The sequence below is a fragment of the Streptomyces sp. GbtcB6 genome (genome assembly GCF_019091475.1).
Classification (GTDB): Bacteria; Actinomycetota; Actinomycetes; order Streptomycetales; family Streptomycetaceae; genus Streptomyces; species Streptomyces hyaluromycini.
Genome location: NZ_JAGXJL010000056.1, coordinates 1 through 26,056 on the forward strand (window position 1 = coordinate 1; position 26,056 = coordinate 26,056).

The window sequence follows — 26,056 nt, forward strand, 5'->3', positions numbered from 1 at the left end:
AGCTCCTGGGGGTGGGTCTCCTGGAAGTAGCCGGTGCCGATCTCCGGGCCCGGGATGTGCGCGGCGATCGCGAGCACCGGGAGGCGGCTGCGCTGGGCCTCGAACAGGCCGTTGACCAGGTGGAGGTTGCCCGGTCCGCAGCTGCCGGCGCAGGCCGCGGGCGAGCCGGTGACCGCGGCCTCGCCCGCGGCGGCGAACCCCGCCGCCTCCTCGTGCCGGTAGTGCTCCCAGGTCACCGAGGGATTCCTGCGCAGGGCGTCGGTCAGTCCGTTGAGCGAGTCGCCGGGCAGTCCGTGGATCCGGGAGACGCCCGCGTTCCGCAGGCCGTCGACTATGAGGTCGGCGATGGTGTGCATCAGCTTCCTTTCGGTACGGCGGTCGTGCGGAGGCTCGGAGGGTCGTGCGGGCGGTCCCGGTCCTGTTCCGCTATTCGCTGAGCAGGCGAACGGCCGTCACGGTGTACGACATCGAGGCGCGGAAGCCGGTGCCGGTGCGCACCGGGGCCAGGTCCGCCAGCTCCTCGCCGCGGGCCGGGAACAGGCTGATGTCGCCGGAGCCGACCCAGACGTCGGCGAGGGCCTGTTCGGAGAACTCGGCCATCACCAGCTCGTGCACCGCGGGCTTGTCGTACTGCCCGACGGCCAGCGTCGGGAAGTGCCGCAGGTTGACCGTGGGCCGGAACAGGGCCGCGGGGTCGCTCGCCGGCTGCTCCAGGGTGACCCGCGCCTCGGCGAGGGTGTGCCCGGCCGCCGACAGGGACGCGCCGAACCTCCCGCCGGCGGCGAGGGACGGCGAGGCCTTGCCGGGCGAGGCGAAGACCCGGGTCTGGTGCACCGAGCCCAGCTTCTTCGGGAAGCCCTGCACCCAGCCGCGGGCCATGGCGAGGTCGTTGTCGACGTAGATGTACGGGCACCAGGAGACCGGCTCGCCCCGGAACCGGGCGTCCACCAGCAGCATGAACTCGCGGTACTGGCTGCGCACCGGGTCGAGGTACTCGTCGTGCTCCGCCGAGAACTGCCAGTCGACGAAGAGCGCGACCACCCGCCCGTCGGACCCGGTGTCGGGGGTGAGCCCCTCCGGGAGGGTCGCCGCGGCGGCCGCCGGGTCGGTCCAGAACTCGACGCCGACGATGTCCCCGGCGTAGTGCCACGGCGGAGCCGAGGCGAGGTTCGCCTCTCCGCGCGGCGACAGCGGGTAGGTGTAGCCCTGCAGCATGGGGGCCTCCAGAGAGGGTGGGCGCGCTGGAAGGGACCATGTTCCGCACGGACACCGCTCCCCGGCTTGGGTCAAATGACTGCCTCGCGGTAGCTGGAGACGTCCGGGTACCGCGGAGGCTCCTCGCCGCACCCGCCGCCGTCCCCGGCCGCGGGGCGCTCCTGCCGCACGGGGCGCTCCCGGGGCCCCGCGCCGCGTTCGCAGGGGGAGGCGAGCGGGTCGGCCACCGACTGCATCTGCCCGGCCAGCCGCTGGACCAGGGCGGGGTCGAGCTGGTCCATGACGCGTCTGCGCGCGCTGGCGAGATGCGCCGGATAGGCGCCGGCCAGCCGCAGCAGGCCGGCCTCGGTCAGCTCGGCCACGTACCCGCGGGCGTCCGTGCAGTGCCGCCGCTTGGTCACCAGGCCCTGGTCCCGCAGGTGCTCCACCACCCTGGTGATACGGCTCGCGGACAGCGCCGCCGCCGTGGCCAGTTCGGTCATGCGCAGGCTGTTTCCGTCGGCCTCGGAGAGGTTGGCCAGGACGATGTACTGCGTGAGCGACAGGCCGGTGGCGCAGAGCAGGTCCTCGTCGAGCGCCCGGGGCAGAGCCACCAGCATCCGCTGCAGCGCACGCCAGAGGCGTTCCTCGTCGTTGTTCAGCGGATACGTGGGCTCCGGCGACTGCGGTGACACGTGCTGACCTCCCTTCGTTGTCCGGCCCTTCCCACTGAAGCACAGGATTACTTGCTTGACAAAGCATTTCGACACCGCCAGGATACTTGCCAAGGCAAGCAACAGCGCCGCAGCGGACCAGCCGCGCGACGCCAACCGAGAGGCCAGAAAGGCATGAGCGTCGAATTGCCCCCCGCGGGGACCTACACGGTCGATCCGGAGCGGTCGTCCATCAGCTTCACCACGCGGCACATGTTCGGTCTGGGCAAGGTGAACGGCACCTTCCGGGTGGAGTCGGCGAGCATCACGGTCGCCGAACCGGTCACCCGGTCGACCGCACACGCCGTGATCGGGGCGGGCAGTTTCCACACCGGGACGCCACGCCGTGACGAGCACGTGCGCTCCGCCGCGTTTCTCCACGCGGAGCGCCACCCCGAGATCCGGTTCGAGTCGACCGGGGTGAGCCGCGGCGCGGGCGGCGCCTGGGTCGTCGAGGGGCACCTCACGGTCCGCGGGCACCGCGCACCGGTCGAGCTGGCGGTGGACTCCCTGTCCGTCGAGAACGGCTCACTGAAGATCTCGGCCTCGGCGACCGTCGACCGGTACCGCCACGGGCTGACCGCGGCGAAGGGCCTCGCGGCGCGTCTGCTGCGGCTCACCCTGTCCGCCACCGCCCACCCTGCGGCGTCATCCGTCCAGAAGACCGAGGCGGCGTCCGCCGTCGAGAGCGCAGCACAGCGAGAGGAACTCCCCATGTCTCCCAAGATCGCGGTCATCTACTACTCGTCGACCGGTACCGTCCACGAGCTGGCGGAGGCCGTGGCCGACGGCGCCCGCAAGGAGGGTGCGGAGGTACGGCTGCTGCGCGTGTCCGAGCTCGCGCCCGAGGAGGCCATCGCGAGCAACGACGCCTGGTCGGCGCATGCCGCGGCCACCAAGGACATCCCGATCGCCACCCCGGCGGACATCGAGTGGGCCGACGCCGTCGTCTTCGGCACCCCCACCCGGTTCGGCAACATCGCCAGCCAGCTGAAGCAGTTCATCGACACGCTCGGCGGGCTGTGGGCCCAGGGCAAGCTGGCCGACAAGGTCTACAGCGGCTTCACCGCCACGGCCACCGCGCACGGCGGCCAGGAGTCCACGCTGCTCGCGCTCTACAACTCCGTCCACCACTTCGGCGGCATCCTCGTCACCCCGGGCTACACCGACCCGGTGAAGTTCGTGGACGGCAACCCCTACGGCACCAGCCACGTCAACGGCCAGGGTGCGATCCCCGTCGACGACACCGCCCGCGCCGCCGCCGTCTACCAGGGCAAGCGGGTGGCCGCGATCGCCGCCCGCTTCCAGGCCGCGTAACCACCGGCCGCGAGCGAGGCCACGTGCCGGACGGCCGCACAGACGGCCGTGTGCCCGGCGGCAGGGGGCTGCCGCCGGGCACACGGTCAGGGCGCAAGGACCGGAGGGACGCGGTCGGGGGGCTGCGAGTGCCGAAACGCGGCCGTTGCGACCAGGCGAACTTTCCCCCTGAGGCGGCGAGAAGCTGTTTCTCCGGGGGCAGGCGGGCGGCGCTTCCCCGCGGAGCGGCGATCAGCCCCTCCCCAGGGGCGGCAGCCTTCTTCGGAGGCGTCACCCGGCGGCCCGTCGTCCGCAAAGGGGCGGCAGGCGCTCGGTGCCTTCGAAGAGATCCGCGAGCGACCAGCCTCTTCTGTGAAGCAGTCGACAGGCCCCCGGGCGCACGGCACCGTCGGCGAAGGGCCGTCCGGCGAGGTCGGCGGGCGACCGTCGCGCGGCAGGAGCAGGGGCGACCGGAGCCCAGGGCGTTCGCCCGGGGCAGCTGGGCACGTCGGTCAGGACTCGCCCCTCCGGGCCAGCCACTCCTTCTCCTCGCCCGGTTCGGGCAGGACCAGGCCGCCTTCCACGGCGGAGCGGGCGGGGCCGTCCTGGAGCACGACCATGACGTGGCCCTCCGGTACGCCCGTGACGCGGGCGGCGGCCGAGGACAGGTCCAGCGCCAGCCGTGTCGCCTCCTCCTGGGGGTGTCCCCGCCGGACCCAGCCGGAGACGATCAGCGGGGCTCCGGGCTCCCCGCCGACGTAGACACTGTCCGGCGGCGGCTCGGAGAAGATCACGTTGACGTAGGCCGGCGGCACATGGTTGATCGCCACATGGATCCGGGTGATCTCGGCGGCCAGCGCGGCCTTCGACTCACCGGTCAGCGTTCCCTGCGCTGCGGTGCAGGTGTAGACGGGCATTTCGGCTCCTCATCGGACAGGGGCGGAATCGGAATCGCTCACGGCGACGACGGAAGGGCGGCGAGGGCCGTGATGGAAGCGGTGGTCCTGGGTGTGGACCGGAAGATCGTGCTGGAGTCGAGGCCCGAGCCGGGCCTCCGTCCCGATCAGGTGATCGTGGAGGTCGACCTGTGCGGCATCTGCGGCAGTGACCTGCACGCGCCGCAGCTGCCTCAGGTCTACCGCGGCGGTTTCGTCATGGGCCACGAACCCTCGGGCCGTATCACCCGCGTGGGCGACGAGGCCGGGGACTGGAAGGTGGGCCAGCGGATCGCCGTCAACCCGAACGGCAACGTGTGCGGCCACTGCACGTACTGCCTCTCGGGGCGGCCCAACTTCTGCCGGCAGGCGACCATGGAGACCGCGCTCGGGCTCCAGATGGACGGCGCCCTCGCCCGGCGGATGGCCGTCTTCCCGGGCACCCTGCGGGCGCTGCCCGCCTCGATGGGGCGCCTGGAGGCCGCCTGGGTCGAGCCGACGGCCACCGCACTGCGGGCCGCGGTCCTGGCCGGTGGCCTCGGGGGCGCCACCGTGGCGGTGTTCGGCGGCGGCCCGATCGGCCAGCTGGCCTGCCGTATCGCCGCCCACCGGGGCGCGGGCCGGGTCGTCCTGGTGGAGCCGGCCCCGGAGCGCCGCCGCTTCGGCCCGGCCTCCGGCGCCGATCTGACCCTGAGCCCGGCCGAGTCGGGCGCCGAGCTCGCCGAGTCCACGGTGGACGTGGTGTTCGAGTGCTCGGGCAACGCGGCGGCCCGGGCGGAGGCCCTGCGGCTGCTGACCCCAGGCGGGGTGCTGGTCAACGTGGGGGCGGGGCCCGGCGGCGGCTTCGACCCCGATGTCGTCCTGCTCAAGGAGATCACCAACCGTGGGTCGTTCGTGTACGGCTCCGAGTTCGACGACGCCGTCGGCCTGCACGCCCGCGGCGACATCCGCGTCGACGACCTCACCACGGAAATCGTCCCGGTCGGCGAGGCCCTGCGGGCCATCGACGCCCTGCGCTCCGCCGAGGTCATGAAGGTGTTCGTCGCACCCAACGGCTGACACCACACTCCGACGGCCCAAGGTGTCCCGGCTTCGGTCATCCGACTGACGCCGGAACCGGGGTGTACGGTCACCCGGCCGTGCGCGGCCCGGATGAGGCCCGGGTGCGCCGTCGTTTCAGCAGACCCTTCAGTCATCGGACGGAAGGCGTGGCGGCCGTGCCCGGGTCAGGATGGGACGGATCATCCCGATATCGGGCCCGGCACTAAAGCTGGCAGGCTGCCATGACCGCACAAGCCACCGTCCGAAGCGTGACCTACGATCTGCTGCGTTCCCTAGGCCTCACCACCGTCTTCGGGAATCCGGGGTCCACCGAACAGCCGTTCCTGCAGGAGTTCCCGGAGGACTTCACCTACGTACTCGCCCTGCAGGAGGCCTCCGTCATCGCGATGGCGGACACCTTCGCCCAGGTCACCGGCCGGCCCGCACTGGTCAACGTGCACTCCTCGGCCGGGCTGGGCAACGCCGTCGGCAACCTGGTCGCCGCCTACCACGGCAACACCCCACTGATCGTCACCTCCGGCCAGCAGCACCGGGAACTGCTGATCGGCGAGCCCTACCTGGGCAACCGGGAGGCCACCACGCTGCCCAAGCCGTGGGTGAAGTGGTCGTACGAACCCGCCCGCGCCGAGGACGTGCCCGAGGCGTTCCTGCGGGCCTACGCGATGGCCCTGCAGCCGCCCGCCGGTCCCGTCTACCTGTCCGTGCCGATGGACGACTGGAAGCGGCCGCTGTCCGGCTTCACCCGCATGCGGACCTTCAGCAACCGGGTGGTGCCCGACCCGGACCGGCTGCGCACCTTCGCGGACCGCATCTCCGCCAGCAGGAATCCGGCACTGGTCTTCGGTCCTGAGGTCGACAAGGCCGGCGGCTGGGACGTGGCCGTCGCGCTCGCGGAGAAACTGCGCGCGGCCGTCTACGGCTCCCCGCTCCTGGACCGCGCCTCCTTCCCCGAGGACCACCCGCTCTTCCGCGGCCCCCTCGGCATGTCGGTCAAGACCATCAGCGACCGCCTCCAAGGGCACGACCTCGTGGTGGTGGTCGGCGCGGAGGTCTTCCGCTACTACCCCTACGTGCCGGGCTCCTACCTGCCCGACGGCACCGAACTCCTCCAGATCACCGGCAACCCCGACGTGGCCGCCGCGGCGCGGGTGGGCGACAGCCTGCTGGGGGACCCCAAGACGGCGATCGAGCTGCTCCTGGTCACGGTCGAGGACGGATCCGCCCGGACCGCCCCGCAGCCGATGGAGCGCCCCCGGGTGCTCCCGGAGGCACCGAACAGCCCGCTGACCCCGCCGGAGGTGTACGCCGCCCTGAGCAGCGTCAAGCCGGCCGACGCGGTCATCGTCAACGAGTCGACCTCCACGATGGCCCAGCAGATCGAGTGGCTGCCCACCACCCGGACCGGGTCCTTCTTCGCCACCGCCAGCGGCGGCATCGGATGGGGCGCGCCGGCGGCCGTCGGGGTGGCCCTGGCCGACCGGCAGCGGGGTGTGCCCCGGCCGGTCGTCGGGCTGATCGGCGACGGCTCCTTCCAGTACTCCGTGCAGTCCGTCTGGACGGCGGCGCAGCACCGGCTGCCGATCGTCTACGTCGTGATGCGCAACCAGGAGTACTCGATCCTCAAGTCGTTCGCGGTCCTGGAGGAGACGCCGGGCGTGCCCGGCCTCGACCTGCCCGGTCTCGACATCGCCGGTGTGGCCCGCGGTTTCGGCTGCCGCGCGGTCGACGTCGACACGACCGAGGACCTGCAGCGCGAGTTCAAGGCGGCCCTGACCGCGGACACCACCACCGTCATCGTGGTGGCCACCCAGCCGCAGAAGGCCATGCTGTGACGGGCGCACGGGAGTAGATCGGGAGCTGGGGAGCAGAGATGGATCTCGGACTGAAGGACCGCGTCTACATCGTCACCGGCGGCACCCGTGGTCTCGGCCTGGCCGCCGCCCGCGAGCTGACCTCCGGCGGCGCCAAGGTGGTGGTCAGCGGGCGCAGCACGCACTCGCTGGCCGCGGCCGAGGCGGAGCTGGGCGGACCCGGGCAGGCCGTCGGGGTCGTCGCCGACAACGCCGACGCCGGGACTCCGGACCGGCTGTTGGCCGCGGCACACGAGGCGTTCAAGGGGCTGGACGGCGTGCTCATCAGCGTCGGCGGCCCGCCGACGGGCACCACGGACAGCATCGACGACGAACAGTGGCGGGCGTCCTTCGAATCGGGCTTCCTGGGCGCGGTGCGGTTGTCGCGGGCCGTCGCCGCGCGGCTGGGCGAGGGCGGGGTGATCGGTTTCGTCCTGTCGACCTCGGTGTACGAGCCGATCCCCGGCCTCGCCGTCTCCAACGCCCTGCGGCCCGCACTGGCCGGCTACGCCAAGACCCTCGCCGGGGAGGTGGGCCCGCGGGGCATCCGCGTGGTCGGGCTGGTCCCGGCCCACATCGCGACCGACCGGACGCTCGAACTCCAGTCGATCACCGGCGACGCCGACACCACCGCCGCCGGCATCCCGCTGCGCCGCCTCGGCACCCCGGAGGAGTTCGGCCGCACCGCCGCGTTCCTGCTGTCGCCGGCCGCGGCCTACGTCACGGGCGCGATGGTGACGGTCGACGGCGGAACACGGGCCAGTTTCTAGCATCCACCGCGTCCGAACTCTCCTTGACAGTCCCCTACTTGACCATAATGCTTGCCGACGAAAGCAATATGTTCAGGCGGGAGACCTCGATGACCACACACACCCCGGGCGGCGAGGGCACCGCACTGCGGGCCGTACTGGAGGGGTCCGCGTTCCAGGCGGACCCGCATGCGGCGCTGCGGCGGCTGACGGAGTCGGGGGCCGCGCACCGCTGCGAACCGGCCGGTGCGCCGCCGCAGTTGCTGGTCACAGGATACGAGGCGGCACGCCAGGTGCTCACCGATCCGCGGGTCTCCAAGCGCAGCGAGCGCGCGGGGCTGGAGCCCGGCTGGCTGATGAGCGGGGTCCGGGACGAGGTCGGGGTCGACTACATGCTGACCATGGACCCGCCCGACCACACCCGGCTGCGCAAGGTGGTGGCCCGTGCCTTCACCCCGCAGCGGGTCGAGGCGCTGCGGCCGCGGACCCGGGAGATCGCGTCCCGGCTGGCGGACGACGTACTGGCCGCGGAGACTCCGGACCTGGTCGACGGCTTCGCCGCCCGCGTCCCCATCGCGGTGATCTGCGAACTGCTCGGTGTGCCGCTGGGCGACTGGGACCGGTTCCGCTGGGCCTCGGAGCAGATCGTGGCCCCGGTCGCCGGTTCGGACCGGGAGGAGGCCTACCTATGGATGAGCGGGTATCTGGCGGAGCTCATCACCGGCAAGCGGGCCGAGCCCGGGCCGGACCTGCTGAGCGCCCTGGCCGGTGACACCGGCGACGACCGGCTCACCGACCCGGAGCTGGTCGGCATGGCCTTCCTGCTGCTGATCGCCGGGTACGAGACGACCGCGAACCTCATCGGCTCGGTGCTCCTCGGCCTCGCCCGGCAGCCGGACCTCCTCAAGGCGCTGCGCGCCGATCCGGGGCTGGTCCCCGCGGCGGTCGAGGAGTTCCTGCGGTTGGACGGGCCGGTGGTGACGGCGACCGAGCGCTTCGCCACCGAGGACCTGCGGGTGGGAGACGTCCCGGTACGGCGCGGCGACATGCTGCTGGTGTCCCTGGCCGCGGCGAACCGGGACCCGGCCCGCTTCGAGGACCCGGACGCCTTCCGCCCGGAGCGTCCGGCCGGCGGCCATCTCGCCTTCGGTCACGGCGTCCACCACTGCCTGGGCGCTCCGCTGGCCCGGATGGAGGCCGAGGTCGCGGTCGCCGCGTTCGTAGGCCGGGTGGCGGGTCTCAGCCTGGCCGTGGCCGAGGCGGACCTGGAGTGGGCGCCGGGCCTGTTGATGCACGGAGTACGGCGGCTGCCCGTGTCGGTCGTGGCTTCCGAGAACACCGGGGATTCCGGGGACACCGGGGATTCCGTCTAGGCCCTGCCGTTTGGATCAGCCTGGCTATGAGGTGCTGCGCCTTTCGACAGACCCGAGTGGGGCCTGGTGCGTGCAGCTGCAAGGCGGAGGAGGGAGTCGACGCGGTGGGGGCACCTCCCGGCCGAAGGCTGGGGGACGTCGGCGAGTGACGACAACGCCGCAGATGTGCGTGCCAGGCCCCGCGACGCCGGGATGATCCAAACGGCAGGGCCTAGAGGGACGCCGGTGGCACCAGGCGGCCCCGGGAGATGAGGGATGCCGCCTTCTTGAGGTGGTGGACGCTGATGCTGACGCCGTAGCCGTCGATGCCCGGGGTCACGGCGATGCGCGTGGTCAGGAAGCGGTAGAAGTCCTCGGGATCGCGGGCGACGACGGTGACCATCAGGTTGTGCTCCCCGCTGATGGCACCGACGAAGGGGACCTCGTCGTGCCGGGCGGCCTCCGCGCCGACCCGCTCCAGGTGAGCGGGGGCGACCCGCAGCCAGAGGATGGCGTTGAGCCGGTGGCCCAGCCGCTCGGGGAGCAGTTCGACCTCGTACTCAAGGGTTCCGGAGCTCTCCAGCGACTCCAGCCGGCGAGCCACCCGGGACAGCGACCAGCCGGTGAGTTCGGCGAGCCGGGTGTGGGTGGTGCGGCCGTCCTGGGCGAGGGCGTCGAGCAGCGGGGCGTCCTCGTCGGCCGGCGGGGGCGGGGGCCCAGGGGTGAGGGTCGGTCGTTCCGAGGTCAGCAGCCGGACCTGCTCGGGGTCGAGGCTGTCGCCGTAGCCGGTCCACCCGGCGGTGCCGGGCGCGTCGTAGTTGTGGATGATCAGGTCGATGCTGACGTCCAGGACCGAGGCGGACTTCGGCAGCTGCCGGAGCAGGACGTCCTCGCGCGGCATGTCGAGCGGTGAGCGCATGACGCAGATGATCTCCGAACCGCCCGAGGCCAGGTGGGCCCAGGAGATGTCGGGGCGCCGGGCGAGGGCGTCGGCGAGCGGGGCGACCCGGTCGGGGCGGCAGCGGATGCGGGTGACCCACTGCGCGGCGCCGTACACCCGCGGGTTGACCAGCCCCACCACCCGCAACGCCCCGCTGCGGCGAAGCGCCTGGTAGCGGCGGGCCGCGGTCTGCTCGGACACCCCGGCCACCTCGCCGATCCGGCGGAAGGGCAGCCGGGGCGCGCACTGCAGAGCGCGGAGGATCTTTCGGTCTACCTCGTCGAGCATGGTGGAAGTTTGCCACGCGGATCAGCAATCTGGAGGATTCTGCGGCCGTGAGCGGACCTGGTTGGCGGTTGCGCGAGCGGGATCGGATGCTGTGGCGGCGGGTCTCCCCTCGGAAGCCCGTACGACACAGGCCGCCGGACACGCCGGTGGCCTTCGACCGCGGTGCGGTGCGCCGCGAAGGAGTATCTCCGTGAACGTCACGACACCGGCGAGCGGGCCGGTCGAGCGACGGGCGGCCACCATCGTCATGGCCTGCCTGGGCGTCTTCGTCGCCTATCTTCCGGTCACCACCGTCGCCGTGAGCCTGCCCGCCCTGCAGGCCGCGCTGAACGCCTCGACCGCCCAGCTGTCATGGGTGCAGGACGCGTTCGTGCTGCCGATGGCCGCGTTCATCCTGACCGCGGGCGTCTTCGGGGACGTCCACGGGCGCAAGAAGGTGTTCCAGGCCGGCCTGCTGTTCTCGGCCGCGGGCGCGGTCACCGCCCTGTGCGCGCACTCGATCGGGGTCGTCTGGGCCGGACAGGCCCTGGCCGGCGTCGGCGCGGCCGCGCTGCTGCCGACCACGCTGGCGCTGATCAGCCATGCGGTGCCGGACCACCGGGAGCGCGGCAAGTTCATCGGCGTCTGGGCCACCTGCCTGATGGCGGCCCTGGCCGTCGGCCCGCTGATCGCCGGTGTGGTCGTCCAGCACTTCTCCTGGCGCTGGGTCTACCTGCCGAGCGTTCCCGTCGCGCTCCTGGCCGTCGTCGTCGCGGCGCGGCAGCTGCCCGACTCACGGGCACCGCACGGGCGCCGCCTGGACTGGCCCGGCCAGCTCACCGCCACGCTCGCGGTCACCGCGCTGGTGTACGGCGTCATCGAGGGCGGGGCGGGCTCGTTCACCGACGTCAAGGTGATGGTGGCGCTGTTCACGGCCGTGGCCGCCGGTGCCGCGTTCGTGCTGGCGGAACGGCGCAGCGACAGCCCGATGCTGGACCTGACCCTGTTCCGCAGCCCTGCCTTCACCGCCACCACGCTGGTCGCGATGACCAGCTTCCTGGCGCTCATCGGGTTCTTCTTCGTGCTCAGCCTCTACTTCGGCATGGTGCAGCGGCTCGACACCATGGCGGCGGCCTGGCGGCTGCTGACGGTCACCGGGGCGGCCCTGCTGGTCGGCGGGCCGGCCGGGCGGCTGATGCACCGGATATCGGCGCGGGTGATGATCACCGGCGGCCTGCTGCTGGTGGCCGCCGCGCAGTTCGCGCTGACCGGTCTGGCCGCCGACACCTCGTTCGGCTCGGCGGCCTGGCGGCTCGCCCTGCTGGGCCTCGGCATGGGCTTCGTCATGACGCCGATGACCGCGACCGCGGTGGCCTCCGTGCCGTACCACCTGGCCGGCATGGCCGCCGCAGGCAACAACGCCTTCCGGCAGGTCGGCGGCGCCCTCGGCCCGGCCGTCCTGGGTGCGCTGCTCACCACCCGGGCCCTCGATGCGCTTCCCGGTCACCTCACCGACGCGGGGATCACCGGCGCGGCGCAGGACCGCATCGTCACGACCGCGCAGGCGGACGGTCTGGGCGCGGTCGCCGGCCTGGACCTGGGCGCCCGCACAGGGCAGACGATGGGCGCGCTCGGCGACTCCTTCCTGGACGGAATGCGCCTGTGTCTGATCACTGCGGGGAGCCTGACGCTGCTGGCCGCCCTGGTCGCGGTGGTCCTGCTGCGCGCACCCCGGCAGCAGGGGACGCTCAGGGCGGCGGGGCACACCACGGCCTCGGCCGAGCAGGCCCCGGCGGCGCGGGGCGCCTGACGGCTCACCGCACCAGGCAGGGCCGTTTGGCGTCGAAGGTCCAGCCCTCCACCAGGTAGCGCATCCCGGTCGCGTCGTCCCGGCCCGCGCCGAGCCGCTGCTCCTCGTGGAGGGCGTGGGCCGCGAGCAGCCGGTCCATGTCGAGACGGACGCCGAGGCCGGGGGCGTCGGTGACGGCGACCTCGCCGCCGGTGATCCTCGGCGGTTCCACGGTGAGGCGCTCCTGTCCCTCCTGCCAGATCCAGTGCGTGTCCAGGGCGTTGTAGTCGCCGGGGGCCGCGGCACCGCAGTGGGCCATCATGGCCAGCGAGATGTCGAAGTGGTTGTTGGAGTGGCAGCCCCAGGTCAGCCCCGTCTCGTGGCAGAGCTGCGCCACCCGCACCGACCCCCGCATGGTCCAGAAGTGCGGGTCCGCGAGCGGAATCGACACCGACTGCAGGGCGAGGGCATGGGTGAGCTGCCGCCAGTCGGTGGCGATCATGTTGGTCGCGGTGGGCAGCCCGGTGGCCCGGCGGAACTCGGCGAGGATCTCGCGCCCGGAGTAGCCGCCCTCGGCCCCGCAGGGGTCCTCGGCATAGGCGAGCGTGCCGAGCAGTGGGCGGCACAGCTCGACGGCCTCGTGCAGGGACCAGGCGCCGTTGGGGTCGAGGGTGATCCGGGCCTCGGGGAAGCGTTGCTTGAGCGCCTGTACGGCCTTGACCTCCTCGGCGCCGGCCAGGACTCCGCCCTTGAGCTTGAAGTCACGGAAGCCGTAGTGGTCGTAGGCCGCCTCGGCCTGCCGGACGATCGACTCCGGGGTGAGTGCCTCCTCGCGGCGGATCCGGTACCACTCCACGTCGGCGTCGGGTTCGCGGAGGTAGTCCAGGTCGGTGCGGTCGGGGTCGCCGACGTAGAAGAGGTAGCCGAGGACGCGTACCGAGTCGCGCTGCTTGCCGTCGCCGAGCAGGGCGGCGACGGGCACCTCCAGGTGCTGGCCGAGCAGGTCGAGCAGGGCGGACTCGACGGCGGTGACGGCGTGCACGGTGGTGCGCAGGTCGAAGGTCTGCTCCCCGCGGCCGCCTGCGTCCCGCCCGCCGAACTCCTCCCCCATGGCCCGCAGCACCCGCTGGTAGTCACCCGGCCGGGACCCGACGACCAGCGGCTCGGCATCCCGCAGGGTCCGGGTGATCGCCTCCCCGCCAGGTACCTCGCCGAGCCCGGTCCGGCCCTCGGAGTCCTCGACGACCACCACGTTGCGGGTGAAGTACGGGGCGTGCGCACCGGAGAGGTTGAGGAGCATGGAGTCCCGGCCTGCTACCGGGTACACGGAGAAACGGGTGACGAAGGGCTGACTCATACAGAGACAGTATCTACATATGAAGACGAAGGCCAGGGAGCGGATCCGTACGTTTCAGGACCGGGCCCTCAACGGCCGCCCGGGGTGACCAGTCCCGTCTCGTAGGCGACGACCACCGCCTGGGCGCGGTCGCGCAGGGAGAGTTTGCCGAGGACGCGGGAGACGTGGGTCTTGACGGTGGCCTCGGAGAGGTGGAGGCGGGCGGCCAGGCCGGCGTTGGACAGGCCCTGGGCCAGCAGGCGCAGGACGTCGAGTTCACGGGGGGTGAGGTGGGCGAGGTCGCGGTGCAGGGCGGCGCTGTCGGTACCGGCCCGGGCGAACCGTTCGACGAGGCGGCGGGTGATGGCGGGCGCCAGCAGCGCGTCGCCGGAGCGGACCGTGCGGACGGCGGCCGTCAGGTGCTCGGGTGTGACGTCCTTGAGCAGAAAGCCGCTGGCCCCGGCGGACAGCGCCGCGTACACGTACCGGTCGAGGTCGAAGGTGGTCAGCATGAGGATGCGCGGCGGGTCGGGGGTGGCGAGGATGCGGCGGGCCGCCTCCAGGCCGTCCAGTTCGGGCATCCGGATGTCCATCAGGACGACGTCCGGCCGGGTGCGCCGCACCGCGTCCACGGCCTCGTGGCCGTCGGTGGCCTCGGCGACGACCTCGATGCCGTCGGCCGCGAGGATCAGCCGGAAGCCGGTGCGCACCAGTGCCTGGTCGTCGGCGACGACGACGCGCGGCGCGCCCACCTGCGAACTCACGTGCCCTCCAGGGGTATCTGGGCCCGGACCCGGTAACCGCCCAGCGGGCGCGGCCCGTTGCTCAGGGTGCCGCCGTGCACGGCGAGCCGCTCGCGCAGCCCGAGCAGTCCGCGTCCGTTGCCCGTCGCGGCGGCCGGTCCGGGGGTGCCGCCGGAGTCGGTGACCTCGACGCGCAGTTCGTCCTCGCCGTAGTCGACGCGCACGACGGCACGCGAACCGGCCGCGTGCTTCAGGGTGTTGGTCAGGGCCTCCTGGACCACACGGTAGGCGGTCAGCTCGACCCCGCCCGGCAGCGGCCGGACCGTTCCGGAGACCGACAGCTCGACGGGGGTGCCGGTGCCCCGGGTCCGGTCGATCAGCGGGCCGAGCCGCTCCAGACCCGGCTGCGGCTCCAGCTCCGTCTCCTCGGCGTCGTCCATCGTGAGCAGCCCCATCACCTGCCGCAGCTCCCCCATCGCCGTACGGCCGCCGGCCTCCACCGCGAGCAGCGCCTCGCGCGCCTGCTCGGGCGAACTGCCCATGATCTTACGGGCGGCGCCGGCCTGGATGACCATCACGCTGACGTTGTGCGTCACGACGTCGTGCAACTCCCTCGCGATCCGGGCCCGTTCGTGTTCCACGGCACTGCGCAGCGCCTCGGCCTGGCGCCGCTCCACCTCCGCCAGCCGCACCCGGCTCTCGGCCGCCCGCACCTTCCAACTGCGCAGCCCGACCGTGGCCACGACCAACGGCGCGGAGATCATCAGCGGCACGTACTGGGTGGGCACGGTCGGATCGACGCCGAAGGGAGTGTGCGGTACCGACTTCCCGATCACGAAGGTGAGCAGCACGGCCAGCGCGAGCGTGGCCGTCGCCGCCGGCCGGTAGGGGCTGTAGGCGGCCGCGCTGTAGGCGGCGATGACGCAGGCGTAGAAGGTGAGCCGGGTGACGTCACCAGGGGTGAGCGCGTTCGCCACCAGCACGATCCACAGCACGGCCAGCGGGTAGCGGCGGCGCCAGACGAGCGGCACGGAGGCCAGGAACACCAGGCAGACCAGCCCCACGATGCTGTGCCGGTGGGCCTGGTCGTCGAGGTCACCGGTCGTGTAGTCGAGGGAGGAGACCAGCACGATCAGGGCGAGGGCGGCGTCGAAGAGCCTGCCGCGCACGGTGGGCACGGGAACGGCACCGCTCGGCTCGGCCAGCGCGCGCAGCCGTTCCCGGAACGGCTCCCCCACCCGTGCAGTCGTCATCGCCCCATTCTCGGCGCCGCACGCTCCCCCGGCATCCCTCGCCCGACTACATCTCAAGGATGACTCCACGGGCCATACCCCCGGCACGGTACGGCGATTACCCCCGGCGGCCGTCGTGCCCGGCCCGGCCCGTTCCCTAGCGTCGGCGGCCACCGAGGGACGGAGGCCCACCGATGACGACACCGCTGATCGAACTGCGGGACGTGACCCGGCGTTACGACGCCGGACCGCCCGCGCTGCTGGACGTGACCCTGACCGTGGCACCCGGGGAGGCCGTCGCCGTGCTGGGGCCCTCCGGCAGCGGCAAGTCGACGCTGCTGAACCTGATCGCGGGCCTGGACCGGCCGGACGAGGGCACGGTCACCGTGGACGGCGTCCGGGTGGACGGGCTGGGCGAGGCGGGCGCGGCCCGCTACCGACGGGCGAGCGTCGGGATGGTGTTCCAGTTCTTCAACCTGCTGGACGACCTGACCGTCGCCGACAACGTGGCGTTGCCCGCCCAACTCGCGGGAACGGGACGGCGGGAGGCCGCCCGCCGGGCCGGGGAACTGCTCGAGTCGCTGGGCATCGCGGCCCAGGCGACCGCCTACCCCGGCCGGCTCTCCGGCGGTCAACGCCAACGCGTCGCGGTGGCCCGGGCGTTGATGAACCGACCCGCGCTGCTGCTGGCCGACGAGCCGACGGGCGCCCTGGACTCCGCGTCCGGAGCCGACGTCGCCCGTCTCCTCCGGGAGCTCAACGCAGACGGCCAGACCCTCGTCCTGGTCACCCACGACCACGACCTGGCCAGGGCCTGCACCCGGCGCACGGTCCAGCTCGCCGACGGCCGGATCACCACCGACGTCACGGCGGAGACGGTCCGATGAGCGGCCTGTTCCGGGTCGTCCGGTCGGGCATGACCCGGCGCCGTACCCAGACACTGGTCATCACCCTGGCCGCGCTGCTGGCGGTGACTGCTTCCGTGCTGGCCGGTGCGCTCCTTGTGGCCTCCCGGGCGCCCTTCGACCATGCCTTCGCCCGGCAGCGGGGCGCCCAGCTCACCGCGCAGTTCGACGCGCGCCGGTCCACCACCGGCCAACTCGCGGCCTCCGCACACGCGTCCGGGGTGACTGGGTCGTCCGGCCCGTTCCCGACGGCGACCGCCACGCCGGCGGCCACCGGCGCGCTGCCGGTCGTCGACGCGCTCTCGGTCGTCGGACGTGCCGATCCCGGCGGGGCGGTGGACCGGCTCACGGTGACCGAGGGTCGGTGGGCGCGGCGGACCGGCGAGATCGTGCTCGCGGCGGACCCGGACGGACCGCCCGTGCGGCTCGGGCAACGGCTGGACTTCCCCGGCCTGCCCGGCAGTCCGGCGCTCACCGTGGTCGGCACGGCCCGGTCGGTGAGCCGTACCGCCGACGCCTGGGTGGTGCCCGCGCAGATCGCCGGGCTCACGCGGTCCGGCCGGGCCGACGGCTACCAGATGCTGTACCGCTTCGCCCACGCGGCCACCGACGCCCAGGTCGCCCGGGACCGCGCGGCGGTGGCGGCGGCCGTACCGAAGGGAGCACTCACCGACGCCCGGTCCTGGCTCTCCGTAAGGCTGTTCGCGACCCGCGAGACCGCCCTGTACGTGCCGTTCCTGGTCGCCTTCGGGGTGCTGGGCCTGGTGATGTCGGCGCTGGTCGTCGGGAACGTGGTCGCCGGTGCGGTGGGCACCGGGCTGCGGCGGATCGGCGTCCTGAAGGCGGTCGGCTGCACTCCGGGGCAGGTCGTCCGCGCCCATGTGGCGCAGGCACTGGTCCCGGCCGCGATCGGCACCGGGCTCGGCGTGGTCGTCGGGCAGTTGCTCGCGGCGCCGCTGCTGGCGGACACCGCGGCCGTGTACGGCTCGGTCGGACTCGGGGTCTCCGCCGGCGTCGATCTGGCCGTCGTGGGCGGGGTACTGGGCGTGGTGTCCGGCACGGCGTGGCTGAGCGCCTGGCGGGCCGGGCGGCTGCGCACGGTCGACGCGCTGGCCGTGGGCCGGACCCCGGCGGCGGGCCGGGGCCGTACGACGGCCCGGCTGACGGCCCGGCTGCCGGTGCCACGGCCGGTGGGCCTCGGTCTGGCCCGGCCCTTCCACCGCCCGGCCCGCGCCGCGTCGATGGTCGCGGCGGTCGTCTTCGGCACGGCGGCGGTCACCTTCGCCACCGGGATGGCCGCATCGCTGGGAGAGGTGGTGGCGGCCAAGAACCACAACGCGGCGGACGTGACCGTGGGCGCCGGGCGGACGGCGGGCCCGGTACCCGTCGGGCCGGACGCTCCCCAGGTCACGGCCGCACAGGCCGCGGCCGTCGAGGCCGCGATCGCCGCCCAGCCGGGCACCCGCAACCAGTACGGCAGCGTCACGGCCGAGGCCAAGGTCGCCGGGGTGACGGGCGGCGTGCCGGTGATCGCCTACGACGGTGACGCCTCCTGGGGCGGGTTCGTGATGGTGTCCGGGCGCTGGGTCCGGGCGGCCGGTGAGGCGGTGGTGGCGGCCCCGTTCCTGACCGCGAGCGGAGCCGAGGTGGGCGACACCGTCACCCTCACCGTGAACGGCTCCCCGGTGCGGACCCGGATCGTCGGCGAGGTCTTCGACGTCGGCGAGCAGGGCCTGCGGGTGTTCACGGACCTCGCGTCGCTCCGGACCGCCGCCCCGGACCTGCACCCGGCCGACCATTCCGTGCGGCTCACCCGGGGCACCGACGCCGACGCGTACGTGAGACACCTGAACGCGGCCCTGAAGCCGCTCGGCGTCTCGGCCACCGACACCAAGTCGGTCAACGGCAGCGACGGTGCGGTCGCCCTCGACACGCTGGCGGCCGCACTCACCCTGATCCTGGTGGCGGTGGCCGGACTCGGCGTGCTCGGCGGGGTCGTCCTCGACACCCATGAGCGCATCCGCGACCTGGGCATCCACAAGGCGCTCGGGATGACACCCCGGCAGACGGTGGCGATGGTGATCGCCTCGGTCGTCCTGCCGGGGCTGGCGGGCGGTGCGCTCGGCGTCCCGCTGGGCCTCGCCGTGCACCGCGTCGTCATGCCCGCCATGGGCGACAGCGCCGGACTGCGCCTGCCCGACGTGGTCCTCGACGTCTACCGGACACCCGAACTGCTCCTCCTCGCCCTGAGCGGCACGGCGATCGCGATCCTCGGCGCGCTGCTCCCGGCCGGCTGGGCGGCCCGCGTCCGGACGGCGACGGCACTGCGCACCGAGTAGCTCAACGACCGGTTCTGGACGCGCCGGTGACAAGCCATGAGACTGAGGGGGTCCGCCGCCCCGGCCCCAGGAGGGTGACCATGGCCGACACGACAGCGACGCCCCCGCGCGTCGAACTCACCCCGCAGGCCGCCGAACTGGTGCGCAGGCTGCACGCCGAGCACGGCCCGCTGATGTTCCACCAGTCCGGCGGCTGCTGCGACGGCAGCGCGCCCATGTGCTATCCCGACGGCGAGTTCCGCACCGGCGGCTCGGACGTGCTGCTGGCCGAGCTGGCGGTGGACGGTGTCGAGCAGCCGGTCACCTTCTGGATGTCCCGCAGCCAGTACGAGGTGTGGAGCCACACCCGGCTGATCGTGGACGTGGTACCCGGACGGGGGAGCGGCTTCTCCCTGGAGGCACCCGAGGGGGTGCGTTTCCTCACCCGTTCTCGCGTAGTCGACGGCTAGCAGCCCCGCCGGTCACTCTCGTCTGCTGCACTTCCCCCGAGTCCTGAGGAACTTGACGAGACATCAGGGGGTGCGGTGACGCATCGTCAGAGACGACTTGCAGCGACGACCCGAACTCTGTGCACGATTCTCACCACGTCCGGCATGCTGGCCGGTGCGGCCCTCGCGGGGGCGGCACCGGCCGGCGCCGTGTCGGGCTCCGCCCGGCAGATCGCGTCCGGTGTCGCCTACCGGCAGTTCGACGTCCCGGCGGCCAAGGGCACGGTCCACGCCCATCTGCTGACCGTCGACCTGACCGATCCGCACGTCCACGTGGACCTGCTCTCCCCGGGTGCGGTGGCCGCACGGTCGCCGGTGTCCGCGATGGCGGACGCGGCGGGCGCGGTCGCGGGCGTGAACGGCGACTTCTTCAACATCAACGAGACCCAGCACCCGGGCGTCGAGGCGACCGGCGCGAGCGTCGGTCCGGCGATCGCGCACGGCAGGGCGCTCAAGGCGGCGGTGCCGACGGCCCAGCGGTTCGGCCCGGCGCTGCCGCCCGGCACCGACACCACCGACGTCTTCGGCGTCGGCGTGGACCGCCGGGCCCGGCTCGACCGGCTGACGCTCGCCGGCACGGTCCGCACCCCCGACGCCACCCTGGCGCTGCGGGGCCTCAACCAGTACGCGCTGGCGCAGGGGTCCGTCGGGGCCTATACCGCCGCCTGGGGCCCGGCCTCCCGCAAGCGCGCCACCTGCGGCTCGGACACCGACCGGGCCGCCGGGTGCAGCACGGACACCTACGAGGTGCAGGTCCGCGCCGGCAGGGTCGTCGCCACCTCCGACACCCCGGGCAGCGGTGCGATCGCCACGGGTACGACCGTCCTGCTGGGCCGGGAGGCGGGCGCGGACAAGCTGCGCGCCCTCACCAAGGGCGAACGGGTCACGGTGCGCGAGCGCATGGTGGCGTCCGCCTCCTGGATCCGGTACCGCTTCGCGGTCGGCGGCTACCCGGTGCTGCGCGACGGCCAACCGCTGGCCGGGCTGAACGGCACCACCTCGGCCGTGCGCACGGCCGTCGGCTACGCGAACGGCGGGCGCACGCTTCTGCTGCTGGCGCTGGACGGCGCGGTGGCCTACCGCAGCGGCATGACCATTGCCGAAGTGGCGGACGAGATGCGGCAGTTGGGAGCAGCCGACGCGTTCAGTCTGGACGGCGGCGGCTCCACGACGATGGTGGCCCGCACCGCGGGGGCGAAGACGGTGAGCGTGCTCAACCACCCGACCGACAGCCCGGAGCGCGCCGTGGCGAACGGGATCGGGGTCTTCTGGAAACCCTGAGCGGATGACTCAGGGTTTCAGACTGCTGACCAGATCGGCGGTCGCGGTGAGCCCGCTGGTGATGGTCGGCGCCATGCTGGTACTGGCCAGAAAGAACCCGAACAGCATGCAGACCAGGGCGTGCGAGATCTTCAGCGCGCCCTGGCGCATGAAGATCACGGCCAGCAACAGGAGCAGCAGCACCACAGAGATCGAAACGGCCATCGCGAACCTCCTCCGCCACGCCCGTTTCAGGGCGTTCGCCCGCAAGTGTGGCGTAGCGGAGGGCAGGCCCGTGCGGTTGACACGACCCCCGTTCGAGTGGTGTTACGACGCCGCGTGGGCGTCCAGGAAGGCCTCCAGGCCGGCCAGGTCGTCGGTGTTGAAGTAGTCGATACCGGCGGTGAACAGCTCGCCCCACAGCGCGTCACGGGCGGGGCCGGCCAGGTCGGGGGTGTTCCAGAAGCGCACCGCCTGGCCGCGGTCGTGTGCCTGGCCGATGATGTCGCGCAGCTTCTGCCGCTCCGCGTCGGGGAACGCGCCCTCGCCGAGCCAGGTGAAGTTGAGCTGCCAGTTGTCGCTGATCAGCGGGACGAAGGAGGCGGGCGCCGAGGTGCCGAGGTCGGTGAGCCGGCCGTCGTAGAAGGCCCGGCGGACGCTCTGGGCCTCCATCGGCGCGCGGGCGGCACGGTCACCTGAGATGACGTTGGTGACCGCACCGGGGACGACCCGGCCGTGGCGGTACGTCGTGAACAGGTGCGGGTAGCGCCGCAGATGCCGGTCGAGCTCCAAGTAGGTCGAGGAGCCCTCGGTCTTGATGTCGATCAGCAGTTGCAGCGGCTTGCGCCAACCGCGGTACACGGAGCCGTGGTTGGCCTCGACGATCGCGGCCAGCGGGTCGAGGTAGAGGGATTCGAGGGTGCGCGTCGGGTCGAGGTCGTCCTCGGTGTGACCGATCAGCAACTGGTCACCGACGAGGAAGATGTCGGCCTCGACGCTGCCGAAGCGGTGGTCGAGGGCGTCGTGGAGGGGGTGGGTGTGCTCGTAGTCGTTGTGGGCGTGGGCACGCCACAGCGGCCGCCGGCTTCGGTGACCGCCGCCCGCCCACGCTTGCGCGCCGGGCAGCACGACGGCACCGGCGAGGGCGGCACCGAGGGTGGTGAGGGCTCTGCGACGGGTGGTGAGGGCCATGCTCTGCCTCCCTTGTAGGGCCATGAGGGACCGAAGGGAGTATGCGTTCGAGCAGAGCCCAATTGGTGTATCTGCGCAGGAGGTTGGCCGGACTGCCACCCCCGGTTCATTTCATACGCGCCCCAAAGGGGCGCGGGGCTGTGTCGGATATGCGGCTCCGCCGCGGGTGCGCGACCAGCCCCCACGCACCCGCGGTCGACGACCGAAAATCAGGGCGCTTGAAGGTCGACCAGTCCGGCCAGCGCCTCTCGGTGCGCCCCCGCCGTACCGAAAGCGATCGAATCAGCCTTGGCCCGCTTCAAGTAAAGATGAATCGGATGTTCCCAGGTCATCCCGATCCCCGCATGCAACTGCAGGGCCTCCTCGGCAGCATGCACGGCAACCGGCCCCGCGTAGGCCTGCGCAACGGCCACCAACACATCGGCGTCCTCGCCGGAGGCCAGCGCGTCGGCTGCACTGCGCGCCGCCGCGCGGAGGTTGACGACCTCCAGCCACAGCTGCGCCAGCCGGTGCTTGATCGCCTGGAACCCGCCCACCGGCCGGTTGAACTGCTTGCGCTCCTTGAGATACCGCACGGTCTCGGTCAACGCCCACTCGGCGAGGCCGAACTGCTCGGAGGCCAGCAGCCCGGCCCCGGCCCGCAGTGCACGCCGTACCGCGGGCTCCGCGTCGCCCACGCGGCGCCCCACCGCCCCGTCCAGGGTCACCGTGGCGAGCGGCCGGGTCAGGTCGAAGGACACCTGCGGGGTGACGGTCACGGCGCCGGCCTCGACCGCGTACAGCCCGCCGTCGTCCCCGGGCACCAGCAGCACGTCCGCGGCGACCGCGTCCGCGATCCCGGTCAGCTCACCGTGCAGTCGCCCGTCCTCGACGCGTACGGCGGTGAACGCGGCCCCCGGGGCGACGTGCAGCCCCACGGCCAGCGCCCCGACGGTCCGCCCGGACGCCAGCTCGCCGAGCAGCTCCTCGTCGCCGCAGGCCAGCAGCGCCTCGGTCGCCACCACGGCACTGGTCAGATACGGCACGGGCGCCACCGCCCGCCCCAGCTCCTCCAGGACGACGGCGACTTCGCGGTGCGAGGCGCCCTGGCCGCCCAGCTTCTCCGGTACCAGCAGCCCGGCGAGCCCCATGCCCTCGGTGAGGGCCTTCCAGGCGGCCGCGTCGTGCGGGACGTCCGACTCGGTGCGGGCGATGACGCCCGGCGCGTCGCAGTGGTCGGCGAGCAGATCCCGCACTGCGGCCCGCAGCGCCTCTTCCTCCTCCGAGTACAGCAGGTCGGGCTGTGTGCTCTGCGTTGTCATCGGGCGAGGTCCTTCCACGCGACGTCCTTGTCGGTGCGCGGCTCCGAGGGCAGGCCCAGGACGCGTTCGGCGACGATGTTCAGCAGGACCTCGCTGGTCCCGCCCTCGATGCTGTTGCCCTTGGCACGGAGGTAGCGGTAGCCGGCGTCGCGGCCGACGAAGTCCACCAGTTCGGGCCGGCGCAGGGTCCAGTCGTCGTACAACAGGCCTTCCTCGCCGCGGAGTTCGACCTCAAGGCCGCTGATCTCCTGGTTGAGGCGGGCGAAGGCGAGCTTCATGCCGGCACCCTCGGGGCCTGGCTGTCCGGCGACGAGCTGCTGGCGCAGCCGTTCGGCGGTGAGCCGGGCGACCTCGGACTCGACCCACAGCTTCAGCAGCCGCTGGTGCAGGTCGTGGGTGCGCAGTTCGGGGCGTTCGCGCCAGGTCTTCGCGACCGGGCCGATCATGCCGCCCTCGCGGGGCAGCCGCATGCCGCCGATGGCGACGCGCTCGTTGTTCAGCGTGGTCTGCGCGACCCGCCAGCCGTCGCCGATCGCGCCGAGGCGGCGGGAGTCGGGGATGCGGACGTCGGTGAGGAAGACCTCGTTGAACTCGGCCTCGCCGGTGACCTGCCGCAGCGGGCGGACGTCCACGCCCGGGTCGGTCATGTCGCAGATGAAGTAGGTGATGCCCGCGTGCTTGGGCACGTTCGGGTCGGTGCGGGCGATGAGGATGGCCCAGTGGGAGTTGTGCGCACCGGAGGTCCACACCTTCTGCCCGTTGACGACCCAGTCGTCGCCCTCACGGACGGCCCGGGTGCCCAGCGCGGCCAGGTCGGAGCCGGCGCCCGGCTCGCTGAACAGCTGGCACCAGACCTCCTCCCCGATCCACAGCGGCCGCAGATAGCGCTGCTTCTGCTCCTCCGTGCCGTACTTGAGGATGGTCGGCGCGGCCATGCCGAGCCCGATGCCGTTGCGGCGCGAGTCGTTGTCGGGGGCACCCACGGCCTCCAGCGCCGCGTCCACGACGACCTGGAGGGAGCGCGGGGCACCGAGGCCGCCGAGGCCCTCCGGGTAGTGCACCCACGCAAGTCCCGCGTCGAAACGGGCCTTGAGGAAGTCGAGCTTCCCGGTCGTCGCGGGCGGGTGTGCGGCCAGCAACTCGGCTGTGCGGCGCTCCAGTTCGGCAGCGTCGGTCATGCTGCGGCTCCCTTCGGTACGACGGTGACCCGGCCGGTGGTGACGCCGTCACCGACCCGCTGCACGGCCGCCGCGGCCTCGGAGAGCGGTACCCGCTCGCTCACCAGGGGCTTGATGGCGCCCTTGGCGGCCAGCTCGGTGAGCTGCTGGTGGCAGTGCAGGATCAGCTTGGGGTTCTTGGTGGCGTACAGGCCCCAGTGCAGGCCCATGATCGAGTAGTTCTTCACCAGGGCGTGGTTGAGCGCCGGGCTCGGGATGGTGCCGCTGGCGAAGCCGACGACCACGATCCGGCCCTCGAAGGCGACCACCTTGGCGGACTGGGTGTAGGCCTCGCCGCCGACCGGGTCGTAGATCACGTCGGCGCCGAGGCCACCGGTGGCCTCCTTGACGGCGGCGACGACGTCCTCGGCGCGCCGGTCGATGACGACGTCGCAGCCCTGCTCGCGGGCCACGGCGGCCTTGTCGGCGCCGCCGACGACACCGATCACCCTCGCCCCGGCCGCCTTGCCGAGCTGGACGGCCGCGCTGCCGACCCCGCCGGCGGCGGCGTGCACGAGCAGTGTCTCGCCGGCCTGGAGGGCCGCCCGGCGGTGCAGGCCGAACCAGCCCGTCTGGTAGCCGATGTGCAGCGCGGCGGCCTCGGAGTCGTCCAGCGCGTCCGGGGCCGGCAGCAGCGCGGCGGCGTCCGCGACCGCGTACTCGGCGAGACCGCCGTGGGGCAGCACGGGGTTGGCGATCACCCGGCGTCCGTCCTCGGTCTCACCGCAGATCTCCACCCCAGGGGTGAACGGCAGCGGCGGGCGCACCTGGTAGTGCCCCCGGCACATCAGGACATCGGGGAAGTTGATGTTGGCGGCACGCACCCTGAGCAGCACCTGGCCGTCGCCGGGCGTGGGCAGCTCCACCTCCTGGAGCCGCATCACCTCGCTCGGCTCGCCGTTCTCGTGCACTTGCCATGCCTGCATGCGGTGCCTCCACGGGACTGCGTCGACTGCGTCGTCTGACCGGGGTCCATCGCATACTAAGCGGTCGCTTGCCGTCCAGGGAACAGCCGCCCGGGGGAACGCCGGATTCGTCACGTCCTCTTCGGCCGCGCCCGCACATGCATCCGCTCCCCCTGCGGTCCGAACAGGCTGAGGAACTCCACCGGCCCCTCCCCCGTCGACCCGAACCAGTGCGGCACCCGGGTGTCGAACTCGGCCGCCTCCCCCGCCCCCAGCACCACGTCATGGTCACCGAGCACCAGCCGCAGCTTCCCGGACAGCACGTACAGCCACTCGTAGCCCTCGTGGGTACGCGGCTCGGGTTCGAGTTTCCGTTTCGGTTCGACCACCTTGAAGGCCTGCAGGCCGCCGGGCTGCCGGGTGAGCGGCAGGAAGGTGCGGCCGTAGCGCTCCATCGGCTTGGCCCGCACCCGGGGATCGCCGGCCGGCGGGGCGCCGACCAGTTCGTCCAGGGGCACCTGGTGGGCCTGCGCGATCGGCAGCAGCAGCTCCAGGCTGGGCTTGCGCAGCCCGGACTCCAGCCGGGAGAGGGTGCTGACCGAGATGCCGGTGGTCTCGGAGAGGGCGGCGAGGGTGACCTCCCGCTCCTTGCGGAGCCGGCGCAGCCGGGGTCCCACGCCCGCGAGGACGTCGTCCGTAGTCATGCCTGCATTGCAGTTTCGGCAAAGACGTTTGTCAATCCGGCAGCGGCCGGGCGACTCTCGGCCGCGGAGGTGGTCACCATGACCGACACGTACGAGGTGGTCGTCGTCGGAGGCGGCGCGGCCGGGCTGTCCGCCGCGCTGGTCCTGGGCCGGGCCCGGCGCCGCACCCTGGTCGTCGACGCGGCGAGCCGGGGCTACCGGGCCGGCGCGGCGATCAACGGCGAACTGCTCTTCCCGGACCTGGACGCGGCCGTGCGGGTGTAGTCCGGGCGCGCCCGTTGCACCATG

Annotated in this window: 25 protein-coding genes and 1 pseudogene; 12 read left to right on the forward strand and 14 right to left on the reverse strand. The window is 72.8% G+C overall.

The window, feature by feature from the left end:
• From KVT45_RS46035 to KVT45_RS46045, 3 genes are all read right to left on the reverse strand, one after another.
• On the reverse strand, positions 1-356 hold a 356-nt coding region (locus KVT45_RS46035; RefSeq protein WP_254648338.1), incomplete at its 3' end, for a thiamine pyrophosphate-binding protein.
• 70 nt (positions 357-426) lie between these two features.
• Positions 427-1,215, reverse strand: a complete 789-nt coding sequence (locus KVT45_RS46040) for an acetoacetate decarboxylase family protein (RefSeq protein ID WP_217555897.1) — start codon at positions 1,213-1,215, stop codon at positions 427-429.
• Positions 1,216-1,286: 71 nt separating this feature from the next.
• On the reverse strand, positions 1,287-1,889 hold the full coding sequence (locus KVT45_RS46045; RefSeq protein ID WP_308311070.1) for a MarR family winged helix-turn-helix transcriptional regulator: 603 nt from the start codon (positions 1,887-1,889) through the stop codon (positions 1,287-1,289).
• Positions 1,890-2,042: 153 nt separating this feature from the next.
• Here KVT45_RS46045 and KVT45_RS57055 point away from each other — a divergent pair.
• Both KVT45_RS57055 and wrbA read left to right on the forward strand, forming a co-directional pair.
• Positions 2,043-2,486, forward strand: a pseudogene (locus KVT45_RS57055) (YceI family protein); the annotation flags it as partial.
• Positions 2,487-2,621: 135 nt separating this feature from the next.
• The gene (wrbA, locus tag KVT45_RS57060; protein WP_254648340.1) at positions 2,622-3,224 is read left to right on the forward strand and encodes an NAD(P)H:quinone oxidoreductase; all 603 of its coding nucleotides are present in this window, start codon (positions 2,622-2,624) and stop codon (positions 3,222-3,224) included.
• A gap of 491 nt (positions 3,225-3,715) precedes the next feature.
• On the opposite strand, the gene KVT45_RS46055 is transcribed toward wrbA, so the two are convergent.
• Positions 3,716-4,120, reverse strand: coding sequence for a tautomerase family protein (locus tag KVT45_RS46055; RefSeq protein WP_217555899.1), 405 nt, complete (start codon positions 4,118-4,120; stop codon positions 3,716-3,718).
• Between the two features lie 72 nt (positions 4,121-4,192).
• Here KVT45_RS46055 and KVT45_RS46060 point away from each other — a divergent pair, with 72 nt between their 5' ends.
• From KVT45_RS46060 to KVT45_RS46075, 4 genes are all read left to right on the forward strand, one after another.
• On the forward strand, positions 4,193-5,197 hold the full coding sequence (locus tag KVT45_RS46060) for a zinc-binding dehydrogenase (protein ID WP_217555902.1): 1,005 nt from the start codon (positions 4,193-4,195) through the stop codon (positions 5,195-5,197).
• Between the two features lie 251 nt (positions 5,198-5,448).
• Complete coding sequence (gene mdlC, locus KVT45_RS46065; RefSeq protein WP_308311071.1) at positions 5,449-7,032, forward strand: benzoylformate decarboxylase; 1,584 nt, start codon at positions 5,449-5,451, stop codon at positions 7,030-7,032.
• 38 nt (positions 7,033-7,070) lie between these two features.
• Positions 7,071-7,820: an SDR family NAD(P)-dependent oxidoreductase gene (locus KVT45_RS46070; RefSeq protein WP_217555905.1), complete on the forward strand. Its 750-nt coding sequence runs from the start codon at positions 7,071-7,073 to the stop codon at positions 7,818-7,820.
• An 89-nt stretch (positions 7,821-7,909) separates the two neighbouring features.
• Positions 7,910-9,172 carry a cytochrome P450 gene (locus tag KVT45_RS46075; protein ID WP_217555906.1) on the forward strand — a complete coding sequence of 421 codons (1,263 nt, stop codon included), beginning with the start codon at positions 7,910-7,912 and terminating at the stop codon, positions 9,170-9,172.
• A gap of 211 nt (positions 9,173-9,383) precedes the next feature.
• Here KVT45_RS46075 and KVT45_RS46080 read toward each other — a convergent pair whose 3' ends face one another.
• Positions 9,384-10,379: an Lrp/AsnC family transcriptional regulator gene (locus KVT45_RS46080; RefSeq protein WP_217555907.1), complete on the reverse strand. Its 996-nt coding sequence runs from the start codon at positions 10,377-10,379 to the stop codon at positions 9,384-9,386.
• Between the two features lie 190 nt (positions 10,380-10,569).
• On the opposite strand from KVT45_RS46080, the gene KVT45_RS46085 reads away from it, so the two are divergent.
• Positions 10,570-12,168: an MFS transporter gene (locus tag KVT45_RS46085; protein WP_217555908.1), complete on the forward strand. Its 1,599-nt coding sequence runs from the start codon at positions 10,570-10,572 to the stop codon at positions 12,166-12,168.
• Between the two features lie 4 nt (positions 12,169-12,172).
• Here the strand turns inward: KVT45_RS46085 and KVT45_RS46090 are convergent, their stop codons facing one another.
• From KVT45_RS46090 to KVT45_RS46100, 3 genes are all read right to left on the reverse strand, one after another.
• A complete protein-coding gene (locus KVT45_RS46090) occupies positions 12,173-13,504 on the reverse strand; it encodes an enolase C-terminal domain-like protein (RefSeq protein WP_217555911.1) in 1,332 nt (443 codons plus the stop codon).
• A gap of 68 nt (positions 13,505-13,572) precedes the next feature.
• On the reverse strand, positions 13,573-14,247 hold the full coding sequence (locus KVT45_RS46095; RefSeq protein ID WP_308311072.1) for a response regulator transcription factor: 675 nt from the start codon (positions 14,245-14,247) through the stop codon (positions 13,573-13,575).
• Positions 14,244-15,479: a sensor histidine kinase gene (locus tag KVT45_RS46100; protein ID WP_217555913.1), complete on the reverse strand. Its 1,236-nt coding sequence runs from the start codon at positions 15,477-15,479 to the stop codon at positions 14,244-14,246. The genes KVT45_RS46095 and KVT45_RS46100 overlap by 4 nt, the downstream gene beginning before the upstream one ends.
• 173 nt (positions 15,480-15,652) lie before the next feature.
• Between KVT45_RS46100 and KVT45_RS46105 the strand changes: the two genes are divergently transcribed.
• From KVT45_RS46105 to KVT45_RS46120, 4 genes are all read left to right on the forward strand, one after another.
• Positions 15,653-16,345 carry an ABC transporter ATP-binding protein gene (locus tag KVT45_RS46105; protein ID WP_217555915.1) on the forward strand — a complete coding sequence of 231 codons (693 nt, stop codon included), beginning with the start codon at positions 15,653-15,655 and terminating at the stop codon, positions 16,343-16,345.
• Positions 16,342-18,702: an ABC transporter permease gene (locus tag KVT45_RS46110; protein WP_217555916.1), complete on the forward strand. Its 2,361-nt coding sequence runs from the start codon at positions 16,342-16,344 to the stop codon at positions 18,700-18,702. Before KVT45_RS46105 ends, KVT45_RS46110 begins: the two co-directional genes overlap by 4 nt.
• Before the next feature lie 80 nt (positions 18,703-18,782).
• A complete protein-coding gene (locus KVT45_RS46115) occupies positions 18,783-19,151 on the forward strand; it encodes a DUF779 domain-containing protein (RefSeq protein WP_189267543.1) in 369 nt (122 codons plus the stop codon).
• A 144-nt stretch (positions 19,152-19,295) separates the two neighbouring features.
• Positions 19,296-20,471 carry a phosphodiester glycosidase family protein gene (locus KVT45_RS46120; RefSeq protein WP_217555918.1) on the forward strand — a complete coding sequence of 392 codons (1,176 nt, stop codon included), beginning with the start codon at positions 19,296-19,298 and terminating at the stop codon, positions 20,469-20,471.
• A gap of 9 nt (positions 20,472-20,480) precedes the next feature.
• On the opposite strand, the gene KVT45_RS46125 is transcribed toward KVT45_RS46120, so the two are convergent.
• From KVT45_RS46125 to KVT45_RS46150, 6 genes are all read right to left on the reverse strand, one after another.
• Positions 20,481-20,675 (reverse strand): hypothetical protein, encoded by a 195-nt coding sequence (locus tag KVT45_RS46125; protein WP_089105410.1) that lies wholly within the window; start codon positions 20,673-20,675, stop codon positions 20,481-20,483.
• Between the two features lie 102 nt (positions 20,676-20,777).
• On the reverse strand, positions 20,778-21,641 hold the full coding sequence (locus KVT45_RS46130) for a phosphatidylinositol-specific phospholipase C/glycerophosphodiester phosphodiesterase family protein (RefSeq protein WP_217555920.1): 864 nt from the start codon (positions 21,639-21,641) through the stop codon (positions 20,778-20,780).
• A gap of 209 nt (positions 21,642-21,850) precedes the next feature.
• Positions 21,851-22,942, reverse strand: a complete 1,092-nt coding sequence (locus KVT45_RS46135) for an acyl-CoA dehydrogenase family protein (RefSeq protein WP_217555922.1) — start codon at positions 22,940-22,942, stop codon at positions 21,851-21,853.
• Positions 22,939-24,120 (reverse strand): acyl-CoA dehydrogenase family protein, encoded by a 1,182-nt coding sequence (locus KVT45_RS46140; RefSeq protein WP_217555924.1) that lies wholly within the window; start codon positions 24,118-24,120, stop codon positions 22,939-22,941. Before KVT45_RS46140 ends, KVT45_RS46135 begins: the two co-directional genes overlap by 4 nt.
• The gene (locus KVT45_RS46145) at positions 24,117-25,085 is read right to left on the reverse strand and encodes an NADPH:quinone oxidoreductase family protein (protein ID WP_217555926.1); all 969 of its coding nucleotides are present in this window, start codon (positions 25,083-25,085) and stop codon (positions 24,117-24,119) included. Before KVT45_RS46145 ends, KVT45_RS46140 begins: the two co-directional genes overlap by 4 nt.
• A 110-nt stretch (positions 25,086-25,195) precedes the next feature.
• On the reverse strand, positions 25,196-25,768 hold the full coding sequence (locus KVT45_RS46150; RefSeq protein WP_089105415.1) for a helix-turn-helix domain-containing protein: 573 nt from the start codon (positions 25,766-25,768) through the stop codon (positions 25,196-25,198).
• A gap of 78 nt (positions 25,769-25,846) precedes the next feature.
• On the opposite strand from KVT45_RS46150, the gene KVT45_RS57885 reads away from it, so the two are divergent.
• Positions 25,847-26,032: an FAD-binding protein gene (locus KVT45_RS57885; RefSeq protein ID WP_302832647.1), complete on the forward strand. Its 186-nt coding sequence runs from the start codon at positions 25,847-25,849 to the stop codon at positions 26,030-26,032.
• The last annotated feature ends 24 nt before the right edge of the window (positions 26,033-26,056 follow it).

Excerpts from the sequence above, each read along its gene's own strand:
- KVT45_RS46040 (WP_217555897.1), bottom strand. The coding sequence starts at position 1,215 with ATGCTGCAGGGCTACACCTACCCGCTGTCGCCGCGCGGAGAGGCGAAC.
- wrbA (WP_254648340.1), top strand. The coding sequence starts at position 2,622 with ATGTCTCCCAAGATCGCGGTCATCTACTACTCGTCGACCGGTACCGTC.
- KVT45_RS46055 (WP_217555899.1), bottom strand. The coding sequence starts at position 4,120 with ATGCCCGTCTACACCTGCACCGCAGCGCAGGGAACGCTGACCGGTGAG.
- KVT45_RS46060 (WP_217555902.1), top strand. The coding sequence starts at position 4,193 with ATGGAAGCGGTGGTCCTGGGTGTGGACCGGAAGATCGTGCTGGAGTCG.
- KVT45_RS46070 (WP_217555905.1), top strand. The coding sequence starts at position 7,071 with ATGGATCTCGGACTGAAGGACCGCGTCTACATCGTCACCGGCGGCACC.
- KVT45_RS46075 (WP_217555906.1), top strand. The coding sequence starts at position 7,910 with ATGACCACACACACCCCGGGCGGCGAGGGCACCGCACTGCGGGCCGTA.
- KVT45_RS46080 (WP_217555907.1), bottom strand. The coding sequence starts at position 10,379 with ATGCTCGACGAGGTAGACCGAAAGATCCTCCGCGCTCTGCAGTGCGCG.
- KVT45_RS46090 (WP_217555911.1), bottom strand. The coding sequence starts at position 13,504 with ATGAGTCAGCCCTTCGTCACCCGTTTCTCCGTGTACCCGGTAGCAGGC.
- KVT45_RS46100 (WP_217555913.1), bottom strand. The coding sequence starts at position 15,479 with ATGACGACTGCACGGGTGGGGGAGCCGTTCCGGGAACGGCTGCGCGCG.
- KVT45_RS46105 (WP_217555915.1), top strand. The coding sequence starts at position 15,653 with ATGACGACACCGCTGATCGAACTGCGGGACGTGACCCGGCGTTACGAC.
- KVT45_RS46110 (WP_217555916.1), top strand. The coding sequence starts at position 16,342 with ATGAGCGGCCTGTTCCGGGTCGTCCGGTCGGGCATGACCCGGCGCCGT.
- KVT45_RS46115 (WP_189267543.1), top strand. The coding sequence starts at position 18,783 with ATGGCCGACACGACAGCGACGCCCCCGCGCGTCGAACTCACCCCGCAG.
- KVT45_RS46120 (WP_217555918.1), top strand. The coding sequence starts at position 19,296 with ATGCTGGCCGGTGCGGCCCTCGCGGGGGCGGCACCGGCCGGCGCCGTG.
- KVT45_RS46125 (WP_089105410.1), bottom strand. The coding sequence starts at position 20,675 with ATGGCCGTTTCGATCTCTGTGGTGCTGCTGCTCCTGTTGCTGGCCGTG.
- KVT45_RS46130 (WP_217555920.1), bottom strand. The coding sequence starts at position 21,641 with ATGGCCCTCACCACCCGTCGCAGAGCCCTCACCACCCTCGGTGCCGCC.
- KVT45_RS46135 (WP_217555922.1), bottom strand. The coding sequence starts at position 22,942 with ATGACAACGCAGAGCACACAGCCCGACCTGCTGTACTCGGAGGAGGAA.
- KVT45_RS46140 (WP_217555924.1), bottom strand. The coding sequence starts at position 24,120 with ATGACCGACGCTGCCGAACTGGAGCGCCGCACAGCCGAGTTGCTGGCC.
- KVT45_RS46145 (WP_217555926.1), bottom strand. The coding sequence starts at position 25,085 with ATGCAGGCATGGCAAGTGCACGAGAACGGCGAGCCGAGCGAGGTGATG.
- KVT45_RS46150 (WP_089105415.1), bottom strand. The coding sequence starts at position 25,768 with ATGACTACGGACGACGTCCTCGCGGGCGTGGGACCCCGGCTGCGCCGG.
- KVT45_RS57885 (WP_302832647.1), top strand. The coding sequence starts at position 25,847 with ATGACCGACACGTACGAGGTGGTCGTCGTCGGAGGCGGCGCGGCCGGG.